26 protein-coding genes and 1 pseudogene are annotated in these 23,737 nt (G+C 61.8%); 9 read left to right on the top strand and 18 right to left on the bottom strand.

Annotated features, from left to right (window positions below):
* Positions 1–1,080: 1,080 nt before the first annotated feature.
* Positions 1,081–1,281 carry a hypothetical protein gene (locus JQ627_RS35415; RefSeq protein ID WP_212488969.1) on the top strand — a complete coding sequence of 67 codons (201 nt, stop codon included), beginning with the start codon at positions 1,081–1,083 and terminating at the stop codon, positions 1,279–1,281.
* Positions 1,282–1,690: 409 nt separating this feature from the next.
* On the opposite strand, the gene JQ627_RS35410 is transcribed toward JQ627_RS35415, so the two are convergent.
* Positions 1,691–1,930: a hypothetical protein gene (locus tag JQ627_RS35410; protein WP_212488968.1), complete on the bottom strand. Its 240-nt coding sequence runs from the start codon at positions 1,928–1,930 to the stop codon at positions 1,691–1,693.
* Between the two features lie 161 nt (positions 1,931–2,091).
* On the bottom strand, positions 2,092–2,328 hold the full coding sequence (locus JQ627_RS35405) for a hypothetical protein (protein ID WP_249143664.1): 237 nt from the start codon (positions 2,326–2,328) through the stop codon (positions 2,092–2,094).
* Between the two features lie 555 nt (positions 2,329–2,883).
* On the opposite strand from JQ627_RS35405, the gene JQ627_RS35400 reads away from it, so the two are divergent.
* Both JQ627_RS35400 and JQ627_RS35395 read left to right on the top strand, forming a co-directional pair.
* Positions 2,884–3,057: a hypothetical protein gene (locus tag JQ627_RS35400; protein ID WP_212488967.1), complete on the top strand. Its 174-nt coding sequence runs from the start codon at positions 2,884–2,886 to the stop codon at positions 3,055–3,057.
* Positions 3,058–3,065: 8 nt separating this feature from the next.
* Positions 3,066–3,446 (top strand): hypothetical protein, encoded by a 381-nt coding sequence (locus tag JQ627_RS35395; protein WP_249143663.1) that lies wholly within the window; start codon positions 3,066–3,068, stop codon positions 3,444–3,446.
* Positions 3,447–3,564: 118 nt separating this feature from the next.
* On the opposite strand, the gene JQ627_RS35390 is transcribed toward JQ627_RS35395, so the two are convergent.
* Entirely contained in the window at positions 3,565–3,891 is a 327-nt protein-coding gene (locus JQ627_RS35390; protein ID WP_212488966.1) for a hypothetical protein, read from the bottom strand.
* A gap of 100 nt (positions 3,892–3,991) precedes the next feature.
* On the opposite strand from JQ627_RS35390, the gene JQ627_RS35385 reads away from it, so the two are divergent.
* Complete coding sequence (locus JQ627_RS35385; RefSeq protein ID WP_212488977.1) at positions 3,992–4,927, top strand: LysR family transcriptional regulator; 936 nt, start codon at positions 3,992–3,994, stop codon at positions 4,925–4,927.
* A 222-nt stretch (positions 4,928–5,149) separates the two neighbouring features.
* Here JQ627_RS35385 and JQ627_RS35380 read toward each other — a convergent pair whose 3' ends face one another.
* From JQ627_RS35380 to JQ627_RS35315, 15 genes and pseudogenes are all read right to left on the bottom strand, one after another.
* Complete coding sequence (locus JQ627_RS35380) at positions 5,150–5,731, bottom strand: tetratricopeptide repeat protein (RefSeq protein WP_212488965.1); 582 nt, start codon at positions 5,729–5,731, stop codon at positions 5,150–5,152.
* 46 nt (positions 5,732–5,777) lie between these two features.
* Positions 5,778–7,376: a hypothetical protein gene (locus JQ627_RS35375; RefSeq protein WP_212488964.1), complete on the bottom strand. Its 1,599-nt coding sequence runs from the start codon at positions 7,374–7,376 to the stop codon at positions 5,778–5,780.
* A 223-nt stretch (positions 7,377–7,599) separates the two neighbouring features.
* Positions 7,600–7,716, bottom strand: a pseudogene (locus JQ627_RS39430) (NADP-dependent oxidoreductase); the annotation flags it as partial.
* A gap of 195 nt (positions 7,717–7,911) precedes the next feature.
* Entirely contained in the window at positions 7,912–8,901 is a 990-nt protein-coding gene (gene dhaK, locus JQ627_RS35370; RefSeq protein ID WP_212488963.1) for a dihydroxyacetone kinase subunit DhaK, read from the bottom strand.
* A gap of 38 nt (positions 8,902–8,939) precedes the next feature.
* A complete protein-coding gene (locus JQ627_RS35365; RefSeq protein WP_212488962.1) occupies positions 8,940–9,371 on the bottom strand; it encodes a hypothetical protein in 432 nt (143 codons plus the stop codon).
* Entirely contained in the window at positions 9,368–10,966 is a 1,599-nt protein-coding gene (gene ptsP / locus JQ627_RS35360) for a phosphoenolpyruvate--protein phosphotransferase (RefSeq protein ID WP_409363838.1), read from the bottom strand. The genes JQ627_RS35365 and ptsP overlap by 4 nt, the downstream gene beginning before the upstream one ends.
* 4 nt (positions 10,967–10,970) lie before the next feature.
* A complete protein-coding gene (locus JQ627_RS35355; protein WP_212488960.1) occupies positions 10,971–11,285 on the bottom strand; it encodes an HPr family phosphocarrier protein in 315 nt (104 codons plus the stop codon).
* Positions 11,278–11,679, bottom strand: a complete 402-nt coding sequence (gene dhaM / locus JQ627_RS35350; RefSeq protein WP_212488959.1) for a dihydroxyacetone kinase phosphoryl donor subunit DhaM — start codon at positions 11,677–11,679, stop codon at positions 11,278–11,280. The genes JQ627_RS35355 and dhaM overlap by 8 nt, the downstream gene beginning before the upstream one ends.
* On the bottom strand, positions 11,676–12,290 hold the full coding sequence (dhaL, locus tag JQ627_RS35345; protein ID WP_212488958.1) for a dihydroxyacetone kinase subunit DhaL: 615 nt from the start codon (positions 12,288–12,290) through the stop codon (positions 11,676–11,678). Before dhaL ends, dhaM begins: the two co-directional genes overlap by 4 nt.
* Positions 12,287–13,294: an ABC transporter ATP-binding protein gene (locus tag JQ627_RS35340; protein WP_212488957.1), complete on the bottom strand. Its 1,008-nt coding sequence runs from the start codon at positions 13,292–13,294 to the stop codon at positions 12,287–12,289. The genes dhaL and JQ627_RS35340 overlap by 4 nt, the downstream gene beginning before the upstream one ends.
* Positions 13,287–14,384, bottom strand: coding sequence for an ABC transporter ATP-binding protein (locus tag JQ627_RS35335; RefSeq protein ID WP_212488956.1), 1,098 nt, complete (start codon positions 14,382–14,384; stop codon positions 13,287–13,289). The genes JQ627_RS35340 and JQ627_RS35335 overlap by 8 nt, the downstream gene beginning before the upstream one ends.
* 6 nt (positions 14,385–14,390) lie before the next feature.
* Positions 14,391–14,603 carry a hypothetical protein gene (locus JQ627_RS35330; RefSeq protein WP_212488955.1) on the bottom strand — a complete coding sequence of 71 codons (213 nt, stop codon included), beginning with the start codon at positions 14,601–14,603 and terminating at the stop codon, positions 14,391–14,393.
* Positions 14,600–15,553: a carbohydrate ABC transporter permease gene (locus tag JQ627_RS35325; protein WP_212488954.1), complete on the bottom strand. Its 954-nt coding sequence runs from the start codon at positions 15,551–15,553 to the stop codon at positions 14,600–14,602. Before JQ627_RS35325 ends, JQ627_RS35330 begins: the two co-directional genes overlap by 4 nt.
* Positions 15,550–16,509, bottom strand: coding sequence for a carbohydrate ABC transporter permease (locus JQ627_RS35320; protein ID WP_212488953.1), 960 nt, complete (start codon positions 16,507–16,509; stop codon positions 15,550–15,552). Before JQ627_RS35320 ends, JQ627_RS35325 begins: the two co-directional genes overlap by 4 nt.
* A gap of 102 nt (positions 16,510–16,611) precedes the next feature.
* Positions 16,612–17,958 (bottom strand): extracellular solute-binding protein, encoded by a 1,347-nt coding sequence (locus tag JQ627_RS35315; RefSeq protein ID WP_212488952.1) that lies wholly within the window; start codon positions 17,956–17,958, stop codon positions 16,612–16,614.
* 755 nt (positions 17,959–18,713) lie between these two features.
* Between JQ627_RS35315 and JQ627_RS35310 the strand changes: the two genes are divergently transcribed.
* From JQ627_RS35310 to JQ627_RS35290, 5 genes are read left to right on the top strand one after another with little or no spacing between them, the layout of a single operon-like run.
* Positions 18,714–20,108, top strand: a complete 1,395-nt coding sequence (locus tag JQ627_RS35310; protein WP_212488951.1) for a sugar ABC transporter substrate-binding protein — start codon at positions 18,714–18,716, stop codon at positions 20,106–20,108.
* Positions 20,109–20,111: 3 nt separating this feature from the next.
* Positions 20,112–21,047 (top strand): carbohydrate ABC transporter permease, encoded by a 936-nt coding sequence (locus JQ627_RS35305; protein ID WP_212488950.1) that lies wholly within the window; start codon positions 20,112–20,114, stop codon positions 21,045–21,047.
* Positions 21,044–21,883 (top strand): carbohydrate ABC transporter permease, encoded by an 840-nt coding sequence (locus JQ627_RS35300; protein WP_212488949.1) that lies wholly within the window; start codon positions 21,044–21,046, stop codon positions 21,881–21,883. Before JQ627_RS35305 ends, JQ627_RS35300 begins: the two co-directional genes overlap by 4 nt.
* Positions 21,880–22,932: an ABC transporter ATP-binding protein gene (locus tag JQ627_RS35295; protein ID WP_212488948.1), complete on the top strand. Its 1,053-nt coding sequence runs from the start codon at positions 21,880–21,882 to the stop codon at positions 22,930–22,932. Before JQ627_RS35300 ends, JQ627_RS35295 begins: the two co-directional genes overlap by 4 nt.
* Before the next feature lie 4 nt (positions 22,933–22,936).
* Complete coding sequence (locus tag JQ627_RS35290; protein WP_212488947.1) at positions 22,937–23,710, top strand: GntR family transcriptional regulator; 774 nt, start codon at positions 22,937–22,939, stop codon at positions 23,708–23,710.
* Positions 23,711–23,737 lie beyond the last annotated feature (27 nt).

Below are 23,737 nucleotides of genomic sequence, written 5' to 3'. Positions count from 1 at the left end.
TGAGTCTCCAGGAAGGGAGTTCGGAGCTGGCACGACCCGACGACAAGGTGCCACAGGCCATTAAGTCTCTTAATCACGACGTTCATAGTGTGCTCCTCGAAGAACAGCAGCAGCTGATCGACACAACAATCCTGCAGGTCACGCGTTAGCGCCGTGATCCTGATCACATATTGGGGAGCACAACTCGAGGGGCACGATCCGATCACCGTTGGAGCGCCTGCTCTGCACTCATTCAAGCTTCAAGCATCACTTCAGAGAGTGCGGGACCGAGAGCGCCGATCGCATCCGATACCTTACCGGTCTAGTGCTTCATGCAATCACCATTGCAGCAAGACCGCGCCTACTTGCCGCTGTCACTGCAGGTTGGTGCCTACCTGCCTGTGTCCAGGATCGACGCACCATGCCGCGATCGCGCGAGATGAAGAGGTAGGCGAGCCGTTATGGTGACACGGAACCTACGACGGCGGGACAGAATCTGAACATGTGGTCGAAGTTCCAGTGACGCGCATCACGGTCGTTGACCTTGGGATCGGCTATTTCGGGCGTGTGTTGCAAAGCAAGTTTGCTGAGACAACCGTTACCATTCATTGAACCTGGAGGTTAAATGACTCGGATTAGAATTTCCCATAGCTGGCGGACCATTCGGGGTGCCCATATCCGTATCGTTCACCGGCGTAAGGTTGCGGTCAAGTCGGGCTCAAGCATTCTCCAATCGGCACGTCAGGGAATGGCCACTTATGGCGACGAGGGGGCCACCATAAGGGTGAAGGTATCGCCATCAGCGTGATCGCCATCCTTCCAGCGCGTGACGACGGCAGTTAGGCCGCCTTGGTCGGCGGCCTCTTTTGTTTCAGTTTGCATCAACCGTCGACGGCGTGTCGCCAGAGCCATGCCAGCTATTCACCAACGAGCATCATCAACGAGCCTTGCTGGCGAAGCCCCTACCCCGGGCGGCTGCAAGTTTCTATTTCGACGCCCTCCGCCTAGGTCGCCTCCGCCAGACGCGACTTCGACCCCGTCGCCCGCCTCGCGTGCGCGGGACTCCGGGCGACAAATGGTTTCAACTACAGGAGGCAGGCAATGAGTCTTCTTTCGGTTATCGGCTGGGATATTATCGGGTGGAATAACCTCACGCCACAAGGCATTCGGTTCGGCATTGCGACCATCCTTGCGCTGTTAACGGTGGGCCGCCCTGGGCCGTCGGTCTTTGAACTCTTTGCCGGACTAATCTGCATCCTGGGTGCTGGCCTCATGGTGGCGCAGGCAATCTCGCTTGGTTGAGCCTCACTGCCAGGTTTGCGCGACACCCGTACGCACTGGCCGCGGGGGCCTATTGCCGGGCGCCTTTGCGGAGATCGCCGGTACGACGATCGCATTCATGCGGCGGACGAAGCCGCTCTAGCGCGATGAGTATTCTCCGCAGCGTGACTTGATTGAACAATCTGCATATCCGCGCGATGATGCCTGTTGCACTGCGTCGCCGACCTTGGCGCTCACTCGCCTCGACCATTCGGTGCACGGCGAGAGCACGTCCCTACGAAGCTGGGATTATCACTAGGTCATGCAAGGCGATGGCCGCGACATTTCTATTAGCTGGCGAGATTGGGCGCCCTGCTCGTACGATCATCGAAATGGCATCAGCGGCCTTCGATCCACGACATCCGGACACATCCAACCTTCAGGGTACCCATCATTTGTCTGCAGGGCGCTTCGCCCGCTGAAGGCCTCCCTGCCCCGCCGCCTGTGAGGTCCGGGTTATAACGGCTTCGAACACCGCAATACGCCGATCGAGTTGCCAGAGTTCGATGTCGTTGGCATCAACTAACTGCTGAGCACGTTCTCGCGCCTCCTTTTCGTCGGCACATTGCAAATTGGCCACGCTTATAACGCGGCGGTCGTGATCCAAAAGGTAAGCTCGATAGTGCGCCATCACCTCGCCCCTCAGCCCCGCGCGGATCCATCAGCGTCCGCTCGATGTGCTCTGCTTCTTGTCAACTTGACGCCAGACTGGCAGGCGAACCAGGAACTTGGATGGAGACGATGCCTTGTCGCGCCCCTTCATTCCCGATCTCGCGTGTTGATCATCGGACATCACCTCAATCCTTCAATGAGCGCCCTCCAGCCGCGCGCATCATTCGCCGTTAGCAGCGATGCGCCAAGCGTCGCCACGTAGACAGGCAATTCGCAATCGGGACGCTCGTTCATATTGCCGACGAACCCGGCGACCGCGTTCTTCAGAGCGCCTCGGTCGAGAAGATCGAAGGCTCGTTGCTTGCACCGCTCTACATATTCGTCGCGCGTCATCGCAGTTGACAAGGAACGCTCCATTTCGTCTCCCCGACCAGGCTTCAACAGTGAAGTTGGAAGGGAGTGGATTTGGCCTGTCTGTTCGGAAAGTGACAAACGGATGTTCTTCCGGTCGCAGGTGCGGGAATTCGGACACAGCCACACTGCGTTACCGCGCCCTCTGCGGCCGGCGACCCGGCACCTTCAGGCCGGCTTTCCCAAACCGCTTGTGCGATTGCCCACGCCAAGGTGATGACGGTGATCCTGATACGGATGGAGAACACGATGTCTGGATGCGCGCGCCGCGGAATGAGGCGAAGTCGTTGCCGCCGCCGTTGTCAGATGATGCGCTTAAATCGTGATGCACGGAGTGGAGAAGATCGAGCGGTGGGTAACTTGGTCGCCGCGACGCCTTCGCCCGCGTCGCCCTTCGGGGGATCATTTGCCCACATTGACCGAGACAACACCGCAACGCACGGTAGGAGGCCGAGAACTTGAAACAAAAAGTGAAAACAAGAGCGGGGATATTCCTCAAAGCTGACTTGATCTGTCCCTTCGCTGGCTTCCTCAGCGCAACTAATTGATGAGTAAGCAGTGATGACTGATCAGCAATTAGCCCTGGAAGCAATTAGCGACGCGCAACTCATACTAGAAGAATATCTGCAGCCTTGGCCAAAGGATAATGCGCGTATCCTTGAAAAATTGGTGGAAGTTCTCGAACGACCTGCCTTGATCGTTGCTGTCAGTCGATTGCAGCAACACGGCAATTGAGCGCGCCCATGAGCAAACCGCTTCGATCGTTTGCCATAACCGTTGGCATTGCTGCGCTCTCGTCGCTCGAAATGACTAGCGTGGATGCTAAGCAACAATGCAGCGCCGCGATGCCACCAAATCCGCAAGGGCAATGGTGGTCCTATCGTCTCATCGACGGAAGGAAATGCTGGTACGCAGGTAAGCCAAAACTATCGAAAGCATTGCTGGAATGGCCTGCAGGGCGGCCTCCCGAACTCGCCTCTCACGGAGAAACCACGGGCATTGTCATAGTTGGCAAGTCCGGCAATCCCTTGGATGCACAAGCGTTGGCCCTGAAAGAGGGCTATGATTCTTTTGAAGAGCGATGGCGTGCCAGGATCTCCAGCTCCAACATTGGACGCAACTAACCGCGATCTGTATACACCCTTACCGTCGACGAGGACTTTCGACCGCTTGTTCGCGGCCACCGTGCGCTTGCGAAGCTGGCGCGGCTCCGAAAATCACCGCGCCGCTGGGACTCGAACCTTAATTCGTGATTGGTGTCGCCGTGCGGACCAGCACTTCGTTGCCCGCCCGACTGATTTCAAGCGCGCGGGGCGTCCGGGACGTTGAGAGAACAACGCGTTGGCCCGGCGAAAGAACAGAAACGACACGGATTGGCGTTCCGCTTTCCCCCTGAGCAAGGGTAGTCACGACATGGAACCCATCGCGCTCAACGGTATAGTAAGCGACGCCGGAAACCTCGGCGAGGTCGATGCTTTTTGCCTGGATTGGCCGAAGATTATCTGCATAGGCAGTTCCAAGAGTGGCTAGGGCCAATGCGGCGGCTAAAAGGCTGCTACGGACTAACATACTGATCTCCTCTGATTAGGCGGTGGGCCCCACGCCCTCCGTTCCCTTGCCGCGTAAGATGGTCGGCCTATGATCATTGATCAAACAAATTGGATCGATGATGGGTATCGATGCCGTCAATCTGCACCAAATCGACCTAAATCTGCTGGTTCACCTCGATGCCTTGCTTCGCGAACGTAGCGTTACGCGGGCTGCGAGCTGCGTAGGCATTGGTCAGTCGGCGATGAGCCATAACCTCGCGCGCTTGCGTGACCTGTTCGGCGACGAACTTCTAACGCGAGCGCCAGATGGATTGCGCCTCACACCTCGCGCAGTGGTGCTGGTCGAGCCGGTGCGGACTGCGCTATCTCAGATTCAAACGATTATCTCACGCGACGAAGCGTTCGATCCAGCGACGGCAGAGCGGACCTTCAGGTTCGGGCTCCCAGACAGCATGGAGATCCTGGTCCTTCCCGCGCTTCTCGCACACTTGCGCGAGGTTGCGCCTGGCATCCATCTGCGGCTCTACAACATCGACTCGTCGAGACTTCTGGAAGATCTCGATGCCGACGAACTTGACCTCGCTATTGGCTATGACGTCTTTCCTGGGGGCCAGATCCACCACAAGCGGCGCCTGCTGTTCAACGAGTGTTATCTGTGCATGTTCAACGCAGAGATAACAGGCATCAACGATGCGCAAATCTCGCTCGAAGATTATGTGCGGTTACCTCATGTTCTCACGAGCCTGCGGCCAGGCCGGAGTGTGCGCGGCGTGGTAGACGATGCTCTTGAGAAGCTAGGATTGCGGCGGACGGTTGTCCTGACTACGCCTCGCTTCCTCACAGTCCCTACCTTGGTGGCACGCGCACCTGTCGTGGTAACAATGCATGCGCGGTTGGCTCGATTGTTCGCCACAGAACTCAAACTTAGCCTGAGCCAGCCCCCGGTAGATTTGCAGGACGTAGCTGTTTCACTGCTCTGGCACGCTTCCTACGATCACGATCCATCTCATGCGTGGCTACGTCAGACCTTGGTGGAATTGGTCTCAGCGCTTTGAGTTGACCCCGGCCACCGGACGACAGCCGCATGTCGCCTATTGGCTATTGGCCCAGAGCCGAAGGACCTCAGCCCGGGTGCGCGGCCGAAGGGCTGCCACGGATGGACGCCTTCACGGCTGGTTCACCTTAGGTCGGCTTTGCGCCCATTCCGGTCCCCGATGCATTTTGACCCGAAGCCGACATGTGACGTGCGGCGAAATTCCGAAGCGGCCGATCTGCCCTCAATGTGGAGCTGCCTTTCTGTATGCCGCGATGGCGCGCTTGAGATCGTCATATTCCTGGCAAGGAAGGAGGAGGCAGAGATTTTCCAATGCAGCCAGGTGTTGCTCAGCTTTGGCGGGCTCGCCGAGCACCAGAGAAGCCTCGCCAAGATGCTCGTGCGCGCTGCGGTGACGCGGATTTAGCATTAGCGCCTGCTGATAGTGTCCAATAGCCGGCCCGAGTTGGCGCAAGCGTCGATAGGAATAACCAACGTAGTTCTCGATATCGGCATTGAGCGGGTCACGCAGGGCGGCGCGCATGAACGATACAATGGCACCATTCCAGTCCGCAGCGCCAAGCGCCCTCTTGCCCGCCCTGAAATCGGGATCGAGCTCCACCCACTCAGCATCCGCCGCCACCGGTACCATGGTGGTGCAGATCGGCCAGGCTTCGGGCGTGACTGCGGTCGTCCCTTTGCCGCTGGACCCGCTGAACGGCAGCATGATCCTCCATTCCGTCCGGTCATTCGCCTGGACGGCGAAATAAGCGACAAGCCCACCGAGCACCGTCGCCGCAGCGATTATCGGGATCAGCGTTGTCATTCCTACATTGACGGCGCTCTTGGGCATGGATCGGACAGCCGAAGCATCATTGTCGTGAAGTCCCCACGGTGTCATTCCGCAGTTGTGCTTTGGCTTCACGGATTTCCTGCCGCTCCGTATCGGCGTTCCTGGCGAGCTCTATCAGCTTGCTATAATACTCGGTTGACTTCTGACGGTCGCCGGAGCGGTCGGCAGCTCGCGCGGCGCCCCAGAACGCGCGGAATCGATTGGGAGTTTGCTTGAGTGCCGTCCCATACTCGTTCAGTGCGGCTGTGGGCTGTCCTACCTCCAGGAGCAGTTCCGCCAACAGTTCGCGCAACGGAAAGAGGCGGTTCTCCATGGCCACGTGTTTGAGACTCCTGTCTTCGCTGTCGGCGGCTGCCCGCATTAACTTGAGGGCCCGATCGTGGTCGCCTTCCTTCAGCGCGACCCACGCGGAAACGGCAAGCATTTGCTCTTCGGTGCGTTCGGCCCAGTAGGATTGGTCAGCACCCTGCAGCGTCGTGCGCAATACTTTCATCTCCTCGATCTCTTTATTGGCGCCGGCGACATCGCCGACACGCGCCATGCCGAGACCGCGCGTGAAGCGGATCAACGAATCCGCCATGGGATACTTGGTCGGCGTCATCGCCAGGGCGGCAGCACCGGTCCAGTCCGCACGCTCCAAGACATAGCGCGCCGGCATGGCGGCCTTGGCAGTGAAATTGACGAAGTTGATCGGTCGGTCGCCGCGATCGGCGGTGGCCAGGGACTTCTTGATCATCGCGTCGGCTTTGGCGTCTTGCGCGAGCTGCAGATGCGCATACACCGTGAAGTCCGATGCGTGATAGTAGTCGGGCTGAATCTCAAGCGCTAAGGCGTTTGAGGCGATGGATTCCTCCCAGAGCCCGACCATCGAATAGATGTGAGACGGCATGTGCCGCGCATGCGGCACCGCCGGAGCGATGCCGGCGTAGCGACGGGCTGACGCAATGCCCTTCTCGGCAAGCGGAGCAAAATCGTAGGCGTGAATGAGGTAATGCGTCACACCCGGATGTTGCGGATTCTCTTCGAACAAGCTTTCCAGAAGTGCCGCGGATTTCAGCTGGTTAGCGTATGAGAGGTCGTTTTTCTTCGCTGAAGCTTGTAGTGTGAGCGCGTAGTAGGTCTTGGCCTCGTAGTCATCAGGATAGGTTTGCACCATCCTCTCCATCGCAGCATTGTAAGCCGTCAGACGGGTATCAACGGGAGCCTGGTTGTAGTCGCGGAAATAAGCGCTCAGCGCCTCGATCCAGTCCCGCTCGCGTGGAGTCTTCGCCCCGACCGCCCGCGCCTTTTCCAGTGCGTCCCAGGCGGCCTGGGACTCCGCATTTGTCGGCGTGGTTGCAAGCGTGTTGCCAAGGAGGTCCATTGCCACGCCCCAATATGCCATGGCGCAGCCGGGATCTTGTTGCAGTATCGCTTCAAATTTCCGGCGGGCGATCAGGAACCAATATGAATGCAGCATGGCGACGCCGCGGTTGAACTCGGCTTGTACGGCGGGAACGCAGGAGGTGGGGAATGTCACCTTACCGAGCTGCTGGTCTTGCTGACCAATTGCACTGCTTGTGAGGGCTGCACTTAGCAAGCCTGTCGCAAACAATATTCTTATCGAGTGAGTGCTCATCTAACTCTCCTCTCCAGAATGCACGCGGGGCCGCGTGACCTGCCCCATGCAAAGGTACGACAAAGACCAAGCGCAGGGAGGTGTATTGCTGAATTGGTTGAGCTCGATCGGAGCTTACTCCTCGCGCCACCTCCTTAATAGGACAGCGGAATTTCCGTTATTGGCCCTGTGCAGCCGATCGCCATAACGCCGGCCGCCTCGTGCATCAATGGGCATGCGTCACTCAGGGACGAACGCGGATCATCGTATTCCCCTTGCGTCGTCCGGTCGGATTTAAGGCAGCGACGGCATCGTCGAGGGTCGAGACGTTGCCAATGTTCGTCCGCAGTCGTCCATCCCGACCCGGTTGACGATCTCACTCGGCCGGGCACAAGGCGATCGCTACTTGCGCAGCCCTTTCGCGGCTGGCGCGCTCGCCGTGATCCGCCATGCCCCAACAACAGTGTCTTCGGAGCAAACTACTTCGCCGACGGCCGCATAGCGAGCCACGGGATTATTCTATCATCGTGCATGATTGATCTTGCGTTTCCGTCCATCAGATACCCCAGCGTAGCGCCGCGGTATGCACCTGAGCATCCCACAATTCCTTCGACTGGCTGTCGAGCACGGAAACAGTGATAGAGGCACCGGCCATATCGAGCGACGTCACATACGAGCCGGTCAGGAAACGCGTGGCCGTGATTCCTGCCCCGTCCAGAATGCGTTTTGCGCTGTTGGCCATCAGATAGAGCTCGATCAACGGCGTTGCGCCAAACCCGTTGATGAGGAGCAGGACTTCGCTGCCTTTGCTCGGCGCAATATCCCCAAGGATCGCGTTGAGCATCTCGGCCGCAATCGCGTCGGCAGGGGCTAGCGGCACCCTGCGGCGACCCGGCTCGCCATGAATGCCGACGCCCATTTCCATTTCGTTGTCAGCCAGGGTGAAATTCGGCCGTCCTGCTGCCGGGACGGTGCACGGCAGCAGCGCCACGCCCATCGAGCGGGTGCGCCGATTGACGTCATCGCCAAGCGTCTTGAGCGCGGCGAGCGGCATGCCCTTTTCAGCCGCAGCGCCGACCATCTTTTCCACGATCAACGTCCCCGCCACGCCGCGACGGCCTGTGGTGTAAGTCGATTTCTCGACTGCGACGTCGTCGTTGGTTACCACGCTCGCGACTTCGCGCCCGGCCATCTCGGCGGCCATGGTGAAATTCATCACATCGCCTTCGTAATTCTTGACGATGAAAAGTACGCCTGCCCCGGTATCGACGGCCTCCGCCGCCTCGATCATCTGGTCCGGCGTCGGTGACGTGAACACCTGGCCCGGACATGCGGCATCGAGCATGCCGTGGCCGACAAAGCCGGCATGGAGCGGCTCATGGCCGGAGCCGCCACCAGAGATGAGCGCGACCTTGCCCGGCTTCAGGGTGCGGCGGCGCACGAACTTCCGCTCGGCACCAAGAAGCAGGATATCGGCATGCACGGCCGCCAGCCCGTCGAGGCTCTCTTCGAGCACCGTATCGGCACTGTTGATCAGCTTCTTCATGACGTCCTCCCGGTTATCTTTTCTGCAGTCCGAATTCGTCAGCCGATGCTTTCGGCGTAGCGCGCGAGCTGAGCAGCAAAGTCGACGATGAGCTGCTCGAGCGCGCGATTCTTCTTGTCGTCACCGAGATCAGGCACCGTCACTGTAACGACACGGGTGCGCGCCTCGCGGTGGGCTCCGCGTAGCCGCCCCGGATGTGCGCGCCCGTAGGCTTCGAGGAAAGCCGCACGCTCGGTACCGGAGAGATGGCAGACCTCGAAGATAATCGAGACGTGCTTTGCCGGGATCGGCACCAGATACGCCGGATTGGTGATCTGGCTGACGAAGGAACGGTTCTTGCCGAGCGCGGCCGCGAGCTTCAACCGCGTCCCGGACGGCCGGTTGTCGAGAGCCCGCCGCAGGATGAGCTTGTAATCCGCGACGTTGCTGTCGCCCGGACGGCTTGTGTCTTCGCCTGCATCGTCGCTCATACGGTCACCCCGGCGATGGTGGCCTTGAGCCGTGCCACCGCAATCGGTGAGACCGAGAGGGCTGTCAAGCCTCTCGCCAGCAGCGCATTCGTCAAGCGCGTATCGGCAGCCGCATCGCCGCAGAGCGAGACCTCGACGCCGCGCTTGCGACCGGCCTCGACCGTTCGCGCGATCAGCGCCAGCACCGCCGGATGGCCGGCATCGTTGAGGTCGGCGACAGCGCCGATGTCGCGCGCCGCAGCCATCGTGTATTGGGTCAGGTCATTCGATCCGATCGAATAGAACGCCGCGCCAAAATCCTCCGCGCATAGCGCTGCCGCCGGGACCTCGACCATGATGCCGAGCGGCGGTCGCGCGCAGGCGATCCCATCTGCCTTGAGGGCCGCAAACTCCGCATCCAGCATGGCGTTGGCGCGGTCGAGCTCCGCAGGGATCGCGATCATCGGCAGCATCACTTTCAACGTCCCATGGACGGCCGCGCGGCACAGCGCCCGCAACTGCACGCGGAACACCTCCGGTCGCGCAAGCGAGAGCCTGATCCCGCGCAAGCCTAGGAATGGATTGCGCTCGCCATCGATCGTCAAGCCGGCGATTGGCTTGTCGCCGCCGGCATCGAGGGTGCGGATCGTCACCGGCCGCCCGGCGGCCCACTCGAGAATGCGCCGATAGACGGCATATTGCGCATCTTCGCCCGGAAGTCCCCTCGACCCCTCGAACAGAAACTCCGTCCGCACGAGGCCAATCCCGTCGCAGATTGCGGGATCGAGGCCCGCGAGGTCTTCGGGCGCGGCAACGTTGAGAAGGACGGCAATACGCCGGCCATCTGCCGTCAGCGCCGGTTTGAGGCGGCCGGCGTCGGCAGCGATCCGCGCGGCATTCGCCGCCGCCATACGGTGCTCGAACAGGCGGCGCGTCTCGGGTTTGGGATCAATGATCACGGTGCCGGTGTCACCGTCGACCAGCGCCAATGACGGCGGCTGTCCGTTCCATGGCAATGGACCCAATCCAACCACCATGGGGGCGCCGCGCGATCGCGCAAGCATCGCGACATGCGACGACGGCGATCCCGCAGCGAGCGCGATGGCTCCGCCACGGGTCCAGTCAACGGCGAGGAATGTCGACGGCGAAATTTCATCACCCATGACGACGGAATCGCCGGAGATTTTTGCGATCGCATCAGCACCATTCAGACCCGCGAGCACGCGGTCACGAATGTCGACCAGATCCGCGGCACGAGCCCGGAAATATTCCTCATCCGCCGCGCGATAGCCTGCAATCTCTTCGTCGAGTGCCGCGCGCCAGGCCTCGTCGGCCGCCGTACCAGCCGCAACAGCTTCGTAAGCACCCTCCGCAAGCGCATCATCGCCCAGCATCGCGACCTGGAACTCCAGGATCTCCGCGGCTTCGCCATGAACCGTCGCGATCAGTTCGGCGAGCTCCACTGCTGCCCCCTCGATCGCCGCCTTCAGCGCTGTTGCCTCCTGAGCTGGATCGCCCCTCATCGCTCTGCTCGCCACTGCACTCGTCAGCACGGCGACCGGGCCGATGGCGAGACCTGGCGAGGCGGGATGGCCGGTGAGGTGAATCTCGCCCACGATTCTACGCCTCGCCGAAACCGTCATGCACTAGCGCCAGCATGGCCGCGAGCGCCGCCTCGCCGTCAGGACCGGCGATACGGAAATGCAGCGTTGCACCCTGCGGCGCCTTCACACGCATCACCTTCACGGGGCTCTTGGCATCCGTCCAGGGTCCGTCGGCAGCAAGCGCAATTTCGATCTTCGCGGTAAAGCCTTTCGCGCATTGCGTGAGCTTCACCGATGGCCGCGCGTGCAGGCCGACCGGATTGACAAGGACCGCGGAGGCGGTCAACGGCGCAAACGTCTGAGCCGCCCGGTTGGCGTTGGCATCATGCATAGAATTCCTCCGCACTGCGCTTGACGGCGGCAAGCGAAGAGCCGCCCGAAGACTCGGTCGCAGCGATCACAGCCCCCTCGACCACCGGGGCATTACAGACGAGGACGCGCGCGCGCCGATCTTCAGGAAGCATCTCCACCGCCATCTCCGAATTGGTCTCGGCACCACCGAGATCGACGAGGATCGCGACGCCTGCCGGCGACCAGGCCGTCTCGATCGCTTCGAGTATCCCTGCGACGTTCGTACCGAGCCCGCCATCGACATCGCCACCGGTCCAGGCCAGCGGCACTGCCTCTCCGACCATCTGGCGCACCATATCGGCCGCACCTTCCGCTATCTTCGGCGAATGTGACACGATGACAATTCCGACATTGCCGGGACGTAAACTGCTCATGTATTGACCTCGAACTCCAGTGTCTCAACTGCTGCACCGATCAGAAGCGACGCCGAGCGCGAGCCGGGGTCCATATGACCGATAGAACGTTCGCCAAGAAAGGACGCGCGGCCGCGGATCGCCAGCATGGGCGTGGTGCGATCGGCCGCCTGCGCCGCCTCGGTCGCGATCGCCTTGGCGTCGCCACCTCCCGCCAGAACGCCGTGCACCGGCACCAGGACATCCAGCAGCGTCTTCTGCCCCGCTTCGGAACGGCCGCGCGCCTTGACGGCATCGATCGCCTTCTCCGTGGCCGCGACGAGATCGGCCCGGCTCGGCCGCTCCGGAAGTGCCTTACCCAGTTCCATGAAGAAAGTCCCGACCAGAGGCCCCGAAGCACCGCCGACCTTCATCACCAACGTCATTCCGATCGCCTTCAGCATTTCCGGGAGCGACTTGTCGGCAAGGCCCGGCAATGTCGCGAGCACAGCCTCGAAACCGCGCTTCATGTTCAGCCCGTGGTCCCCATCGCCAATCGCCTGGTCGAGGCTCGTCAGCTCGTCCGCGTGTTCGATCACTGACCCCGCCAGCGCTCGCACCAGTCTTTCCCTGGCTACTCGATCGAGGCTCATGCCGCGACCCTCCCGCCCTTCGCATCGAAAAACAGCGGCTTGTTCAGACGGAGCGACACCACGTCCCCGGCCCCCAAGCCAGCCTCGGGGTCCGCCAGGGTCACAACCGATCGGCCGCCGAGGTCAAGATGGAGATGGCTCTGGTCGCCGAGGTGTTCGACCCGTTTGACGGTTGCCGATACGTCCCCGCCGCCCCGCGCGATCGTCAGGTGCTCGGTCCGCGCGCCGATTGTCTCGGCGCCGGCTGGCATGCCGGCGAAGAGAGCCGCGGGCAGCAGGTTGATCGTCGGCTGCCCCAGCCGCGCCGCGACATGAGCGTTGATCGGGTTCTCGTAGATCTCTCGCGGCGAACCGATCTGCATCAGTCGCCCGGCCTCGATCACGCCGATGCGCGAAGCCATGGTCATCGCCTCCGTCTGATCGTGGGTGACATAGAGGATCGTCGCGCCGAGATCGACCTGGATCCGCTTAAGTTCGAGGCGCAGTTCGCCGCGCAGCTTGGCATCCAGCGAGGAGAGCGGCTCGTCCATCAGATAGATCGAGGGTGAGCGGACCAGGGCGCGGCCGATCGCGACGCGCTGCATCTGCCCGCCCGACAGATGCGTCGCCTTGTTGTCCAGCTTGGTCTCGATATGAAGAAGACGCGCCACCTCCTGCACCTTCGCGCGGATATCGGCTTCGGGCAAGCGGCGGGTCGGCGCACGCAACGCGAAGGCCATGTTCTCGAACACGGTCAGGTGCGGATACAGCGAATATTGCTGGAAGACAAAGGCGACATCGCGGTCCGCCGGTGCATCGCCGGTCACATCGCGCCCATCGATCCGGATCGAACCGCTATCTGGCCGCTCCAATCCGGCGATCAAACGCAGGGCCGTGGTCTTGCCGGCACCCGTCGGCCCGAGCAATGCGACGAATTCGCCGTCGCCGATTGTCAGCGACAGATCGCTCACGGCTTGCGTCTTGCCGAATGCCTTGGAGACGGCGTTGATCTCGACCTCAGCCATGCGCACCTCGCTCATGCAGCGCGGTGCGGATGGCCCGGCCCGACGCCTTGTCGAAGATCGACAGCGTATCGGGCCGGAAGTCGAGCCCGACAGTTTCACCAGTCTGAAAGGATTTGCTGCTGGATGAGCGGGCCTTGAGTGCGCCGTAGTGTGTCTTCACGGTTACGACCTGCGTCGTGCCCAGATACTCCGTGCCATAGACTTCACCGCGGACCATGCCGCGATCGGTGAAGCGCACATGCTCGGGCCGCACTCCGAGCACGAGCTCGCTTTCCGCCAGCGCCTCGCGCGCCGCAGGAATTGCGACATCACGCTCGCCGAGCCGGATCGCCTCAGCACCGGTCTGCAACTCGCCACGGAACGGCAAGAAGTTCATGGGCGGCGAGCCGATGAAATCGGCGACGAACAGCGAGGCTGGCCGGTCATAGATGTCGCGCGGGCTCGCGACCTGCTCGACGACGCCATTGTTCATCACCGCGATCCTGTCGGCCATCGCCATGGCCTCGAGCTGGTCATGCGTGACATAGACAGTCGTCGCGCCCAAGCGGTCATGCAGGGCCCGTAGCTCATGAATCATGGCTTCCCGCATCTCGGTATCGAGCGCGCCGAGCGGCTCGTCCATCAGGAAGCATTTCGGTTTGCGCACGATCGCCCGCCCCAGCGCGACGCGTTGCCGGTCGCCGCCGGCGAGGCCCGACACCGATCGATCGAGGAGATGCGATATCCGCAGGATACGCGCAGCCTCGACGACCCGCCGGTCGCGTTCGGCCGCACTTATGCCCTCGCATTTCAGGGGAAAGCCGATGTTGCGTCGGACATTCATGTGTGGATAGAGCGCGAAGAGCTGGAACACGAAGGCGATGTCGCGCGCCGATGCGCGATTCATCGTCACGTCCTCGCCGTCGAGCCGGATGGTGCCGGCCGTCGGCAGCTCCAGGCCGGCGATCATGCGGAGCGTCGTCGTCTTGCCGCAGCCGGACGGTCCGAGCAGGCAAAGAAACTGACCGTCCTCTACTGTGAAGCTGGCAGACTTGACCGCATGAAACGTGCCGAAGGACTTGTCGAGCGCCTCGACCTTGATCTGTGCCATAGCGTCCTACTCCCGAACCTTCGACACGATGGTGAACATCACCGTGCCGAACAGGGTCATGGCAAACGACCAGGAATACAGTGTCAAAGAGAATGGCTGCATCAGCATCACGACGCCGGCGGCAATAATCGTCGTCGCCGCGGCTTCGAGCGGACCGCGGCGCAGAATGCGGTCTGCTAAACCGCGACGCGCGATGGATGGGGTGGCATCGACACTCATTTGCGGACGGCTCCAAAGGTGATCCCGCGCAGCAGATGCTTGCGCAACAGCACCGTGAACACCACGATCGGCACCAGGAACAGCGTCGTGCCGGCGGCCACCGCGGGCCAGTCCTGCCCGCCCTCGCCGATGATGATCGGAATGAAAGGCGGCGCCGTCTGCGCGTTGCCCGAGGTTAAAAGCACGGCGAAAGCATATTCGTTCCAGGCGAAGATCAGGCAAAAGATCGCGGTCGCCGCGATTCCCGTAGTGGCCTGCGGCAGCACCACCTTCACGAAGGCCTGAAAGCGCGTATAGCCGTCGATCATCGCCGCCTCTTCGTACTCGCGCGGGATTTCGTCGATGAAACCCTTGAGCAGCCACACCGCGAGCGAGACGTTGACCGAGGTGTAGAGCAGGATCATTCCGAGCCTTGTGTCCGACAATCCGATGGTGCGGTACATCAAATAGATCGGGATCGCGACCGCAATCGGCGGCATCATCCTGGTCGAGAGGATGAAGAACAGCAGGTCGTCCTTCAGAGGCACGCGGAATCGGGAGAAGCCGTAGGCCGACAGGGTGCCAAGCGCGACGGCGAGCACAGTCGAGCCGAACGCAATGATCAGCGAATTGACGAAGCGCGGCACATAGTTCGATGGACCGGCGACCACCATGTTGCGTTCGCGCGCGATGCTGTCGCAAAGCCCCTGCGGAGGTCCCAGCGAGCGAATGAACTCCGGCGTCTGGCGCGAGCGGGTCGTGAAGAGGTTGCAGAAGCCTTCGAGCGACGGCTTGAACATCACCTTGGGCGGATAGGAGATCGCATCGTCAGGCGACTTGAACGCGGTGAGCATGATCCAGACCAGCGGGATCATGGTGATGACGGCGTAGAGCACGACGAGCGAGCCGGCGAACCGCCGCGTCGTGGCCGAGGGCTCGACGACGGAATGGGCTGTGGTGACTGAGGTCATCGGCTTTTCACCTTGTTCAGCGCCTTCACATAGATGTTGGCGAGACCGAAGACCGTCACGAACAGGATGATCGCGAAGGCCGAGGAATAGCCGGTGCGCCAGCTCTCGAACGCCGCTCGCTTGAGCGTGATAGAGGCGACTTCCGTGGTCGATCCCGGTCCACCTCCGGTGAGCAGATTGACCATATCGAACATCTTGAAATTCTCGATGCCACGGAAGAGCACCGCCAGCATGATGAAAGGCAACGACATCGGCAGCGTGATCGACCAGAACTGCCGCCATTTCGACGCGCGATCGACCTCCGCCGCCTCATAGATGTAGTCCGGGATCGAACGCAGGCCGGCCAGACAAATCAGCATCACATAGGGCGTCCACATCCAGGCATCGACGATGACGATGGCCCATGGGCTCAGCGTGACATCGCCCAGCATCTGGAATGACGAGGCCGCGCGACCGGTAAAGAAGGCGACGACGTAATTGAACAATCCGATCTGCGGCTGGTAGAGAAACGTCCAGAAATTGCCGACGACGGCGGGCGACAGCATCATCGGGAGCAGGATGATCGTGGTCCATAGGCCATGCCCGCGGAACTTCTTGTCGATGAGATAGGCAAGGCCAAATCCGAGGACGGCCTCGATCACCACCGTCCAGATCACGAAATGCGCCGTCACTTGCATCGCCGCCCAGATGTCGGGATCGGTCAGGATCGACTGATACCAGTCAGCCCCCAACCAGATCGTCGGCACGTTGGCCCGGTTGGCGCGGTAGTTCGTGAACGACAGATAGATCGTCCAGAGCAGAGGGAAGATATTGATCGCCAGCAGCAGCACGATCGTCGGCGTGATGAAGAGCCAGGCGAGCGTCTTATCCGACAGTCCCCTGATACGACGTGCCACGCCTGGCCGGACCATGACGGCCCGATAGGTGATCCGCGAAGAGGCACTCAATTCATTCATTGCATCGACCGATCCTGGCACCGGGGTCGTCGACGATGCGACAGATCCGGTCATCTCGAAGGAAGCCCGGAGCGCGTTCGCGCGTGCTCCGGGCAGCTCGCCTCAGAACTTCTTGCCGTCTTCCTTGAAGATCGCCTTCCAGTCCTTCACCAGACCGTCGAGCGCTTCCTTCGCGGTGCCCTTGTCGGCCACCACATAGTCATGCACGCGCTTCTGCTCGGCCTGCAGCAGCTGGGCGTAGGAAGGCTCGGCCCAGAAGTCGACGACCATGCCCATCGACTGCAGGAACTCCTTGGCGAAGGGCGCGCTGCTCGGGAAGCTCGGATCGTTCAGCACGGACTTGGCGCAGGAATAGCCGCCGAGCGCCCACCACTTCTTCTGGACGTCGCCGCCGGAAAACCACTTGATGTATTGCAGCGCCTCAGCCTGGTTCTTCGAGTAGGAGACCACCGAGATGCCCTGTCCGCCGAGCTGCGTCGCCTGCGTGGCAGGACCGGCCGGATTGACGAAGAAGCCGATCTTGTCGCCGCCGACATTCGGGTCCTTGTAGAGACCCGGGAAAAAGGCGAAGAAGTTCATCTGCAGCGCGACCTGGCCGGACTTGAAGGCATCAAGCCCCTCCGACATATAGGAATTGGAGGCGCCGGGCGGCGTGCAGCACTTGTAGAGCTCCTTGTAGGCCTCGAGCCCCTTCACGGCACTGGGCGAGTTCACGAACCCGTCCATCGCATAGGGCTTCTTCGGATCGTCGTATTTGAAGCCGTAGTCGTAGAGGTAGTTCGAGACGCCCATGGTGATGCCTTCCGAGCCTCGCTCGGTGTAGATCGAGGCGCCATAGACCTTCTTGCCGTCGATCTCGCGGCCCTGGAAAAACTGCGCGATGTCTTTGAGCTCATCGAGCGTCTTCGGCACAGCGAGATCGCGGGCGTATTTGGCCTTGAAGTCCTTCTGCACGTCCGGCCGCGCGAACCAGTCCTTGCGATAGGTCCAGCCCACCGCATCGCCCATCGCCGGCAGCGCCCAATAGTTCGGCGTGTTCTTGGGCCACTCGGAATAGCCGACCACCGTCGCCGGCATGTAGTCGTCCATGCTGATTCCTTCCTTCTTGAAGAAATCATTGAGCTTGACGTACTGGCCGTTCTCCGCGGCGCCGCCGATCCATTGTGAATCGCCGATGATGAGGTCGCACAGCGACCCGTGGGAATTGAGTTCGTTCAGGAAGCGATCGGCGTAATTGGTCCACGGCACGAATTCGAACTTCATACCAATGCCCGACTTGGCGGTGAAGTCCTTCGACAATTCGACCAACGCGTTGGCCGGATCCCATGCGGCCCAACACAGCGTGATGGTTTTGCCTTGCGCCCGCGCGGGCGTGGTCCCCGCCGCGACGCCGAACGCAACGGCAACAGCCCCGCATGCCACAACAAGCGTCTTCATTGTCCGTTTCATTGCACGTTCCCTCCGAGTGGGCCGGCCATCGACATGGCGCGGCTTTCCTACCCGCTCGAATGCTTCGAGCAGAGCGACACAGTCCGTGACGAGCTGAATAACTAAACTGACGTTTCCTCGCGCCACCCGGATTCTATAGGCCCGGCAGGCTCGATTTGTTTAGTAATGCACGATTTACTAAACATTGCAAGCGCAGTTTGGCTGGTCGTCCACGCGGCGTGGAGATATCGATAGCCGGCGGCACGATACGTCCACTCGATCGGGACATTGTCGGAGAAGCGGCCGCACGCTTCTTCTCCGCCGAAGTTCGGTCGCAACGCGACCGTGCGAGGTGGCCACCTCGATGGTCATCTCTTCACGGACGGTCCGTTGCCGGCAGCGCTTGCGGCCACCGCGGCGAAGTATCGCGACCGCATCCGCGCGACAGGCGATGCTCGCGTGGACCAGGGTCCGCTCAGCGTCGACAACAGCGCGCAAGCCCCCAGAACTCTCGCAGTTCGTGCCGGATCATCGCGGTATCAGCGCCATTCAACGGCCTACCCTGCTCCGACTAGCTGTTTCAGATCTCGTCCACACTGCGACGGATAGATTTCGATATGCGCCTCTACCGCATCTAGCTCGACGGGCTCCAAGTGTCGCGGGCGCCGCAAGTGACCGCGCATCAATCGAACCTAACGGCGATTGACTTGTTATAACATTTAGGCAAATGTCCTAACTAATCGGAAGCAAAAAATCCGAACTCTCGGGAGGACAGCATGACGTCATTCAAGCCGACGCGACGAACGCTACTCAAAACCGGAACCGCGGCTGCGGCTCTGGCGACGTTTGGGCCTGGCATCCTGCGGCACGCATCGGCACAGGACGCCGACCTCGCGCCGTACAAATCCGCGCAGATCGACTGGCAGCAGGTCTCCGGCGAGACCATCACAGTCGCAGTGATCCCGGCGAGCTATTTCGAAAACCTGATCGCTCTCGCTCCGCAGTTCAAGTCGCTGACCGGCATCGATGTCCGCTTTGAAAAGATACCGCCGGCGCAGATCCGGCAGAAGAGCGTCATCGACCTGACCTCGAAGACCGGCACCTACGCAACCCACGCCGCCGACCCCATGTATTATGCGCTCTACGCGGCAAACAAATGGGTTGAACCGCTCGACACCTACCTCAATGACAAGGCGCTGACGGATCAGGCCTGGTTCAAGCTCGACGACATCATTCCGGCCTGGCGCAGTGCCAACGGCATCAACGGCAAGCTCTACGGCATGCCCTATGATGGCGAAGTCACCATTCAGGTCTATCGCAAGGACCTCTACGACGCGAAGGGGCTGAAGCCGGCCGACACGCTCGAAGCCTACATGTCGAACGCCGCGGCGCTGAACACGCCGAATGACCGCGTCTGGGGCGCAGCGCTCCGCGGCGTCGCCGGCGCCGGCCAGAACATGTACATCTATCCGTCGATCTTCCGCGAGTTCGGCGGCGACTGGATGAAGGGTGGCAAACTCACCGTCAACGGCCCCGAGGCCGAGGCGGCGCTCGCCTGGTACGTCGATATCATGAAGAAGTACGCGCCGACGGCGGCCGCGAACTGGAACTGGCCCGATATCGCCGACGCCTTCTCGCAAGGCACCGTCGCAAGCTACATCGACGCGCATTCGTCGGCCTCGGTCGTCAACAATCCCGAGAAGTCCAAGGTGATCGGCAAGGTCGCCTATGCGCGCTGGCCCAAGGGCCCCTCGGGCAAACGCACCACGTCGATCTGGAACTGGGGCTTTCCGATCAATTCCGCACTTCCGGAGAAGAAGCGGAAAGCGACATGGCTGTTCATTCAGTGGGCCGCGAGCGCCGAGACCCAGGCGCGCACCGCGCATCGTTTCGCGGGCCCGACCAAGCGCTCCGGCGTCAACCGCACCTCGGTCTGGAAGGATCCTGACTACATCAAGCTGATGAACGGCTTTGGCGAGAACTTCGTCGAGGCCACGATGGGCGCACTCCAGGACGACACCGATGTCGACTGGCGTCCGCGCGTGCCGCAATGGCCGGCGATCGGCGATACCATGGCGACCGCAATTCAGTCGGCCCTCTCCGGCCAGGCCACGATCAAGGCCGCACTGGACGATGCGCAGCGCCGCATCGAGCCGATGATGCGCGGCTGAGCCATGGCAACGACAGCGGTGACATCGGCCGACATTGCGAGCGAGGCGCCTCGCAGCGATTTCGGCCGCATATTGGCGCAGCGCGAGCACCGGTTTGCAGCAGCCCTGCTCGCACCGGCGTTTCTCGCCCTGCTCGCCACGACGACGTTTCCGCTGCTCTTCCTGGTCTATACCAGCGCGTTCCGGATGGATCTGGCGATGCCGTTCACCAACGGCTTCGTCGGGTTCGAGAACTACCAGGTGTTGCTCTCCGACGAGCGCTTCTGGACCTCGCTGCTGGTGAGCCTCGTCTATACCGGCTCGACTGTCGCACTCCAGGTCATCATCGGACTGGCGCTCGCCTTGCTCGTCATGGACATGAAGCGCGGCCAGGGCTGGTTCCGGGTGATCGCCATCCTGCCCGTCGTGCTGTCGCCGGCCGTGGTCGGCATGATCTGGCGCACCTTCATGCTGGCGCCGGAATTCGGCATCGTCGACTTCCTCGCGATCAATGCGGGGCTCGGCAGCAAGAACTGGCTCGGCGATCCCACGCTCGCGATGGTCTCGGTCATCGCGATCCATACCTGGCAATGGACGCCGTTCGCGTTCATGGTGCTGCTGGCCTCGCTGGCCTCCCTGCCCGAGGACATCTACGAAGCCGCGCGGCTCGACCGCGCCTCGGCCTGGCAGCGCTTCCGCCGCATCACCCTGCCCTTGCTACGGCCGGCGATCGTGATGGTCATCATCATGCGGACCATGGTGGCGCTGACCGCGTTCGCGGCGATCTTCACCGTCACGGCCGGCGGCCCCGGCACCGCGACCGAGATCCTCAATCTCTATGCCTACCGGAAATCCTTCACCGAACTGTCGATCGGCTACGGCTCGGCGCTCGCGGTCGCGCTGCTGATCGTGACTATCATCATTTCCGGTATCCTGTTCGCGATGCGGAGGGCAAAATGACCGCAAAGCGCCTTCGCGTCATCGCCCTGCTCGCGATCTCCATGGTCTTCCTGCTGGCCTGGGCATTCCCGATCATCTGGAGCGTGCTGAACTCGCTCAAGACCGATTCCGACGTGCTGGCCTATCCGCCCAAGCTGGTGTTCGCGCCGACGTGGGAAGCCTATCGCGACGTGCTGTTCGGCTCGGGATCGATACTGCCGAACCTGCTCTCCAGCGTCATCATCTCGGTCGGCACCACGATCGTCACCATGCTCATGGCGGTGCCGGCGGCTTACGCCCTGGCGCGCTTGCGCTTTCGCGGCAAGAAATTCGCCGGCTTCTACGTCTTGGCAACGCAGATGCTGCCGCCGGTCGGCATCATCATCCCCTACTTCCTGGTGCTGCGGAACATCGGCTGGATCGACACCTATCAGGGCATCATTCTGATCTATCTGTCGTTCTCACTGCCCTTCGCGATCTGGCTCTTGGTCTCCTATTTCGAGGACATTCCCTTCGAGATGGAGGAAGCCGCCTATCTCGACGGCGCGAGCCGGCTGAAAACGCTGTGGCGCATCATCATTCCGCAGGTCCGCGGCGGCATCGCCGTGACCGTCGTGTTCGTGTTCCTCAATGCGTGGAACGAATTCCTGTTCGCCGTCGTGCTCAGCGGCAACACGGTGCGGCCGGTCACGGTCGCCATGTTCAATTTCGTCTCCGTCGAGCAGACGCTGTGGGCCAAGCTCGCGGCGGTCTCGGTCCTCGCCATGCTGCCTGTCGTCGTGCTCGGCGTGGTCGCGCAGAAGCATATCGTAAAGGGCCTGACGGTCGGTGCAGTCAAGGGCGGAGGGCGCCGATGAGCGGCCAGGGTCAGGTCAGTTTTCGCAACATCGTCAAGATGCACGGCGAGTTCGCCGCGCTCAAGGGCGTGAATTTCGACATCAAGCCGGGTGAGTTCTTTGCCCTGCTCGGTCCCTCCGGCTCGGGCAAGAGCACGACGCTGCGCATTCTCGCGGGCTTGGATGCGCCGACCGCCGGCCGCGTTCTCATCGACGACAAGGACGTGACCTCGACCGACGCGCGCGACCGCGATATCGCCATGGTTTTCCAGAGCTACGCGCTCTATCCGCATATGACGGTGGCCGAGAATATCGCCTTCCCGCTGGAGATGGCCAAGCTGCCGAAGTCCGAGATCGCGCCGGCCGTGAAGGACGCCGCGCGAAAGGTGAAGATCGATCATCTTCTCGACCGCAAGCCGGGCCAGCTTTCGGGCGGCCAGCAGCAGCGCTGCGCGCTGGCCCGGGCCATCGTGCGCAAGGCGCGCCTGTTCCTGCTCGACGAGCCGCTGTCGAACCTCGACGCGAAGCTCCGGCTGGAGACCCGCGCCGAGCTGAAGAAGCTGCAGCGCTCGCTGGGCGTCACCGCGGTCTACGTCACCCATGACCAGGAAGAGGCGATGACGCTGGCGGACCGCATGGCTGTGTTCATGTCCGGCGAGATCCAGCAGGTCGGCACGCCAGCGGAGGTGTTCGCGCGTCCGAATTCGATCGATATCGCGGGCTTCATCGGTAATCCCCCGATGAACCTCGTTCCCGCCCGCTACGCGGACGGCGACGTGATCATCGCCGGCCATCGTCTGAAGACGACGATCACGACCGCCGGTGAGCGCGATGTGGTGGTCGGGCTGCGCCCCGGCGCCCTGCGCATGTCGGAGGGCGGACTTGGTGCGCGCGTCGACCTGATCGAAGACCTCGGCGATACCGCCGTGCTCGATCTTGACTGCGCCGGAACCATGATTCGCATGCGCGTTGCCGACGGCAACATTCCCGGCGAAGGCGACACGATCTCGATCACCGCCCGCCCGCAAGACGTTCATTTGTTCGACCCAGCGACACGCATGCGGCTCTGACACCATGGCTGTTCAAACGCGCAAGAAGAAGCCGGCGCCGCTCGGCAGTGATGTGGTTACCGAGGGCTCGACGCCCCTGCACATCCAGATCCGCGAATCCATTCGCAGCCAGGTACGCGTTGGCAAGCTGATCGACGGGACCGGCCGCCTGATGACCGAAGCCGAGCTCGGCCGTCATTTCGGCGTCAGCCGCATCACCATCCGCAACGCCATCGCGCCCCTGGTGAACGAAGGCATGTTCGACCGTTCACGCGGCCGCGGCACCTTCCTGCGCTCGAACCAGCCTGAAAACTGGGTCGGCCATCTCATGGGGTTTTCGGAAACGATCCGCGACGCCGGCTACCAGGCCGGCGCAAAGATCCTGCAGCAGGGCATGACCAACCGGCACGACGCTGCGGTGCGCGAGCAACTGCGCGAGCGCGCGGTCTGGCAGCTCCGGCGCCTGCGACTCGCCGACGACACGCCGATCGCCATCGAGCACGCCTTCTATCCACCGGATATCGGCCTCGAACTCGAGAAGCGCGACCTGATCTCGATCCTGATGTATCGCGTCTTCGAGGACGAGCTCGGCCTCGCCATTAAGGACGCGCAGCAGACCATCAGCGCCGATCTCGCCGACGCCAACAGCGCCAAGCTGCTGGGCGTGAAGATCGGCTCGCCACTGCTCTCCATCGAGCGCGTCACCTTCGGCAAGGACGGACGGGCGCTGGAGCTGCTGCGCGCCATCTATCTGCCGAAATATTTCCGCCTCAGCATCAGCCTGACGCGCCGCCACTAACATCGCCACACGTCAATAACGAGGACA

It is taken from the genome of Bradyrhizobium liaoningense (assembly GCF_018130785.1).
GTDB classification, from domain to species: Bacteria; Pseudomonadota; Alphaproteobacteria; order Rhizobiales; family Xanthobacteraceae; genus Bradyrhizobium; species Bradyrhizobium liaoningense_A.
This window is presented reverse-complemented; position numbering and strand designations above follow the sequence as displayed.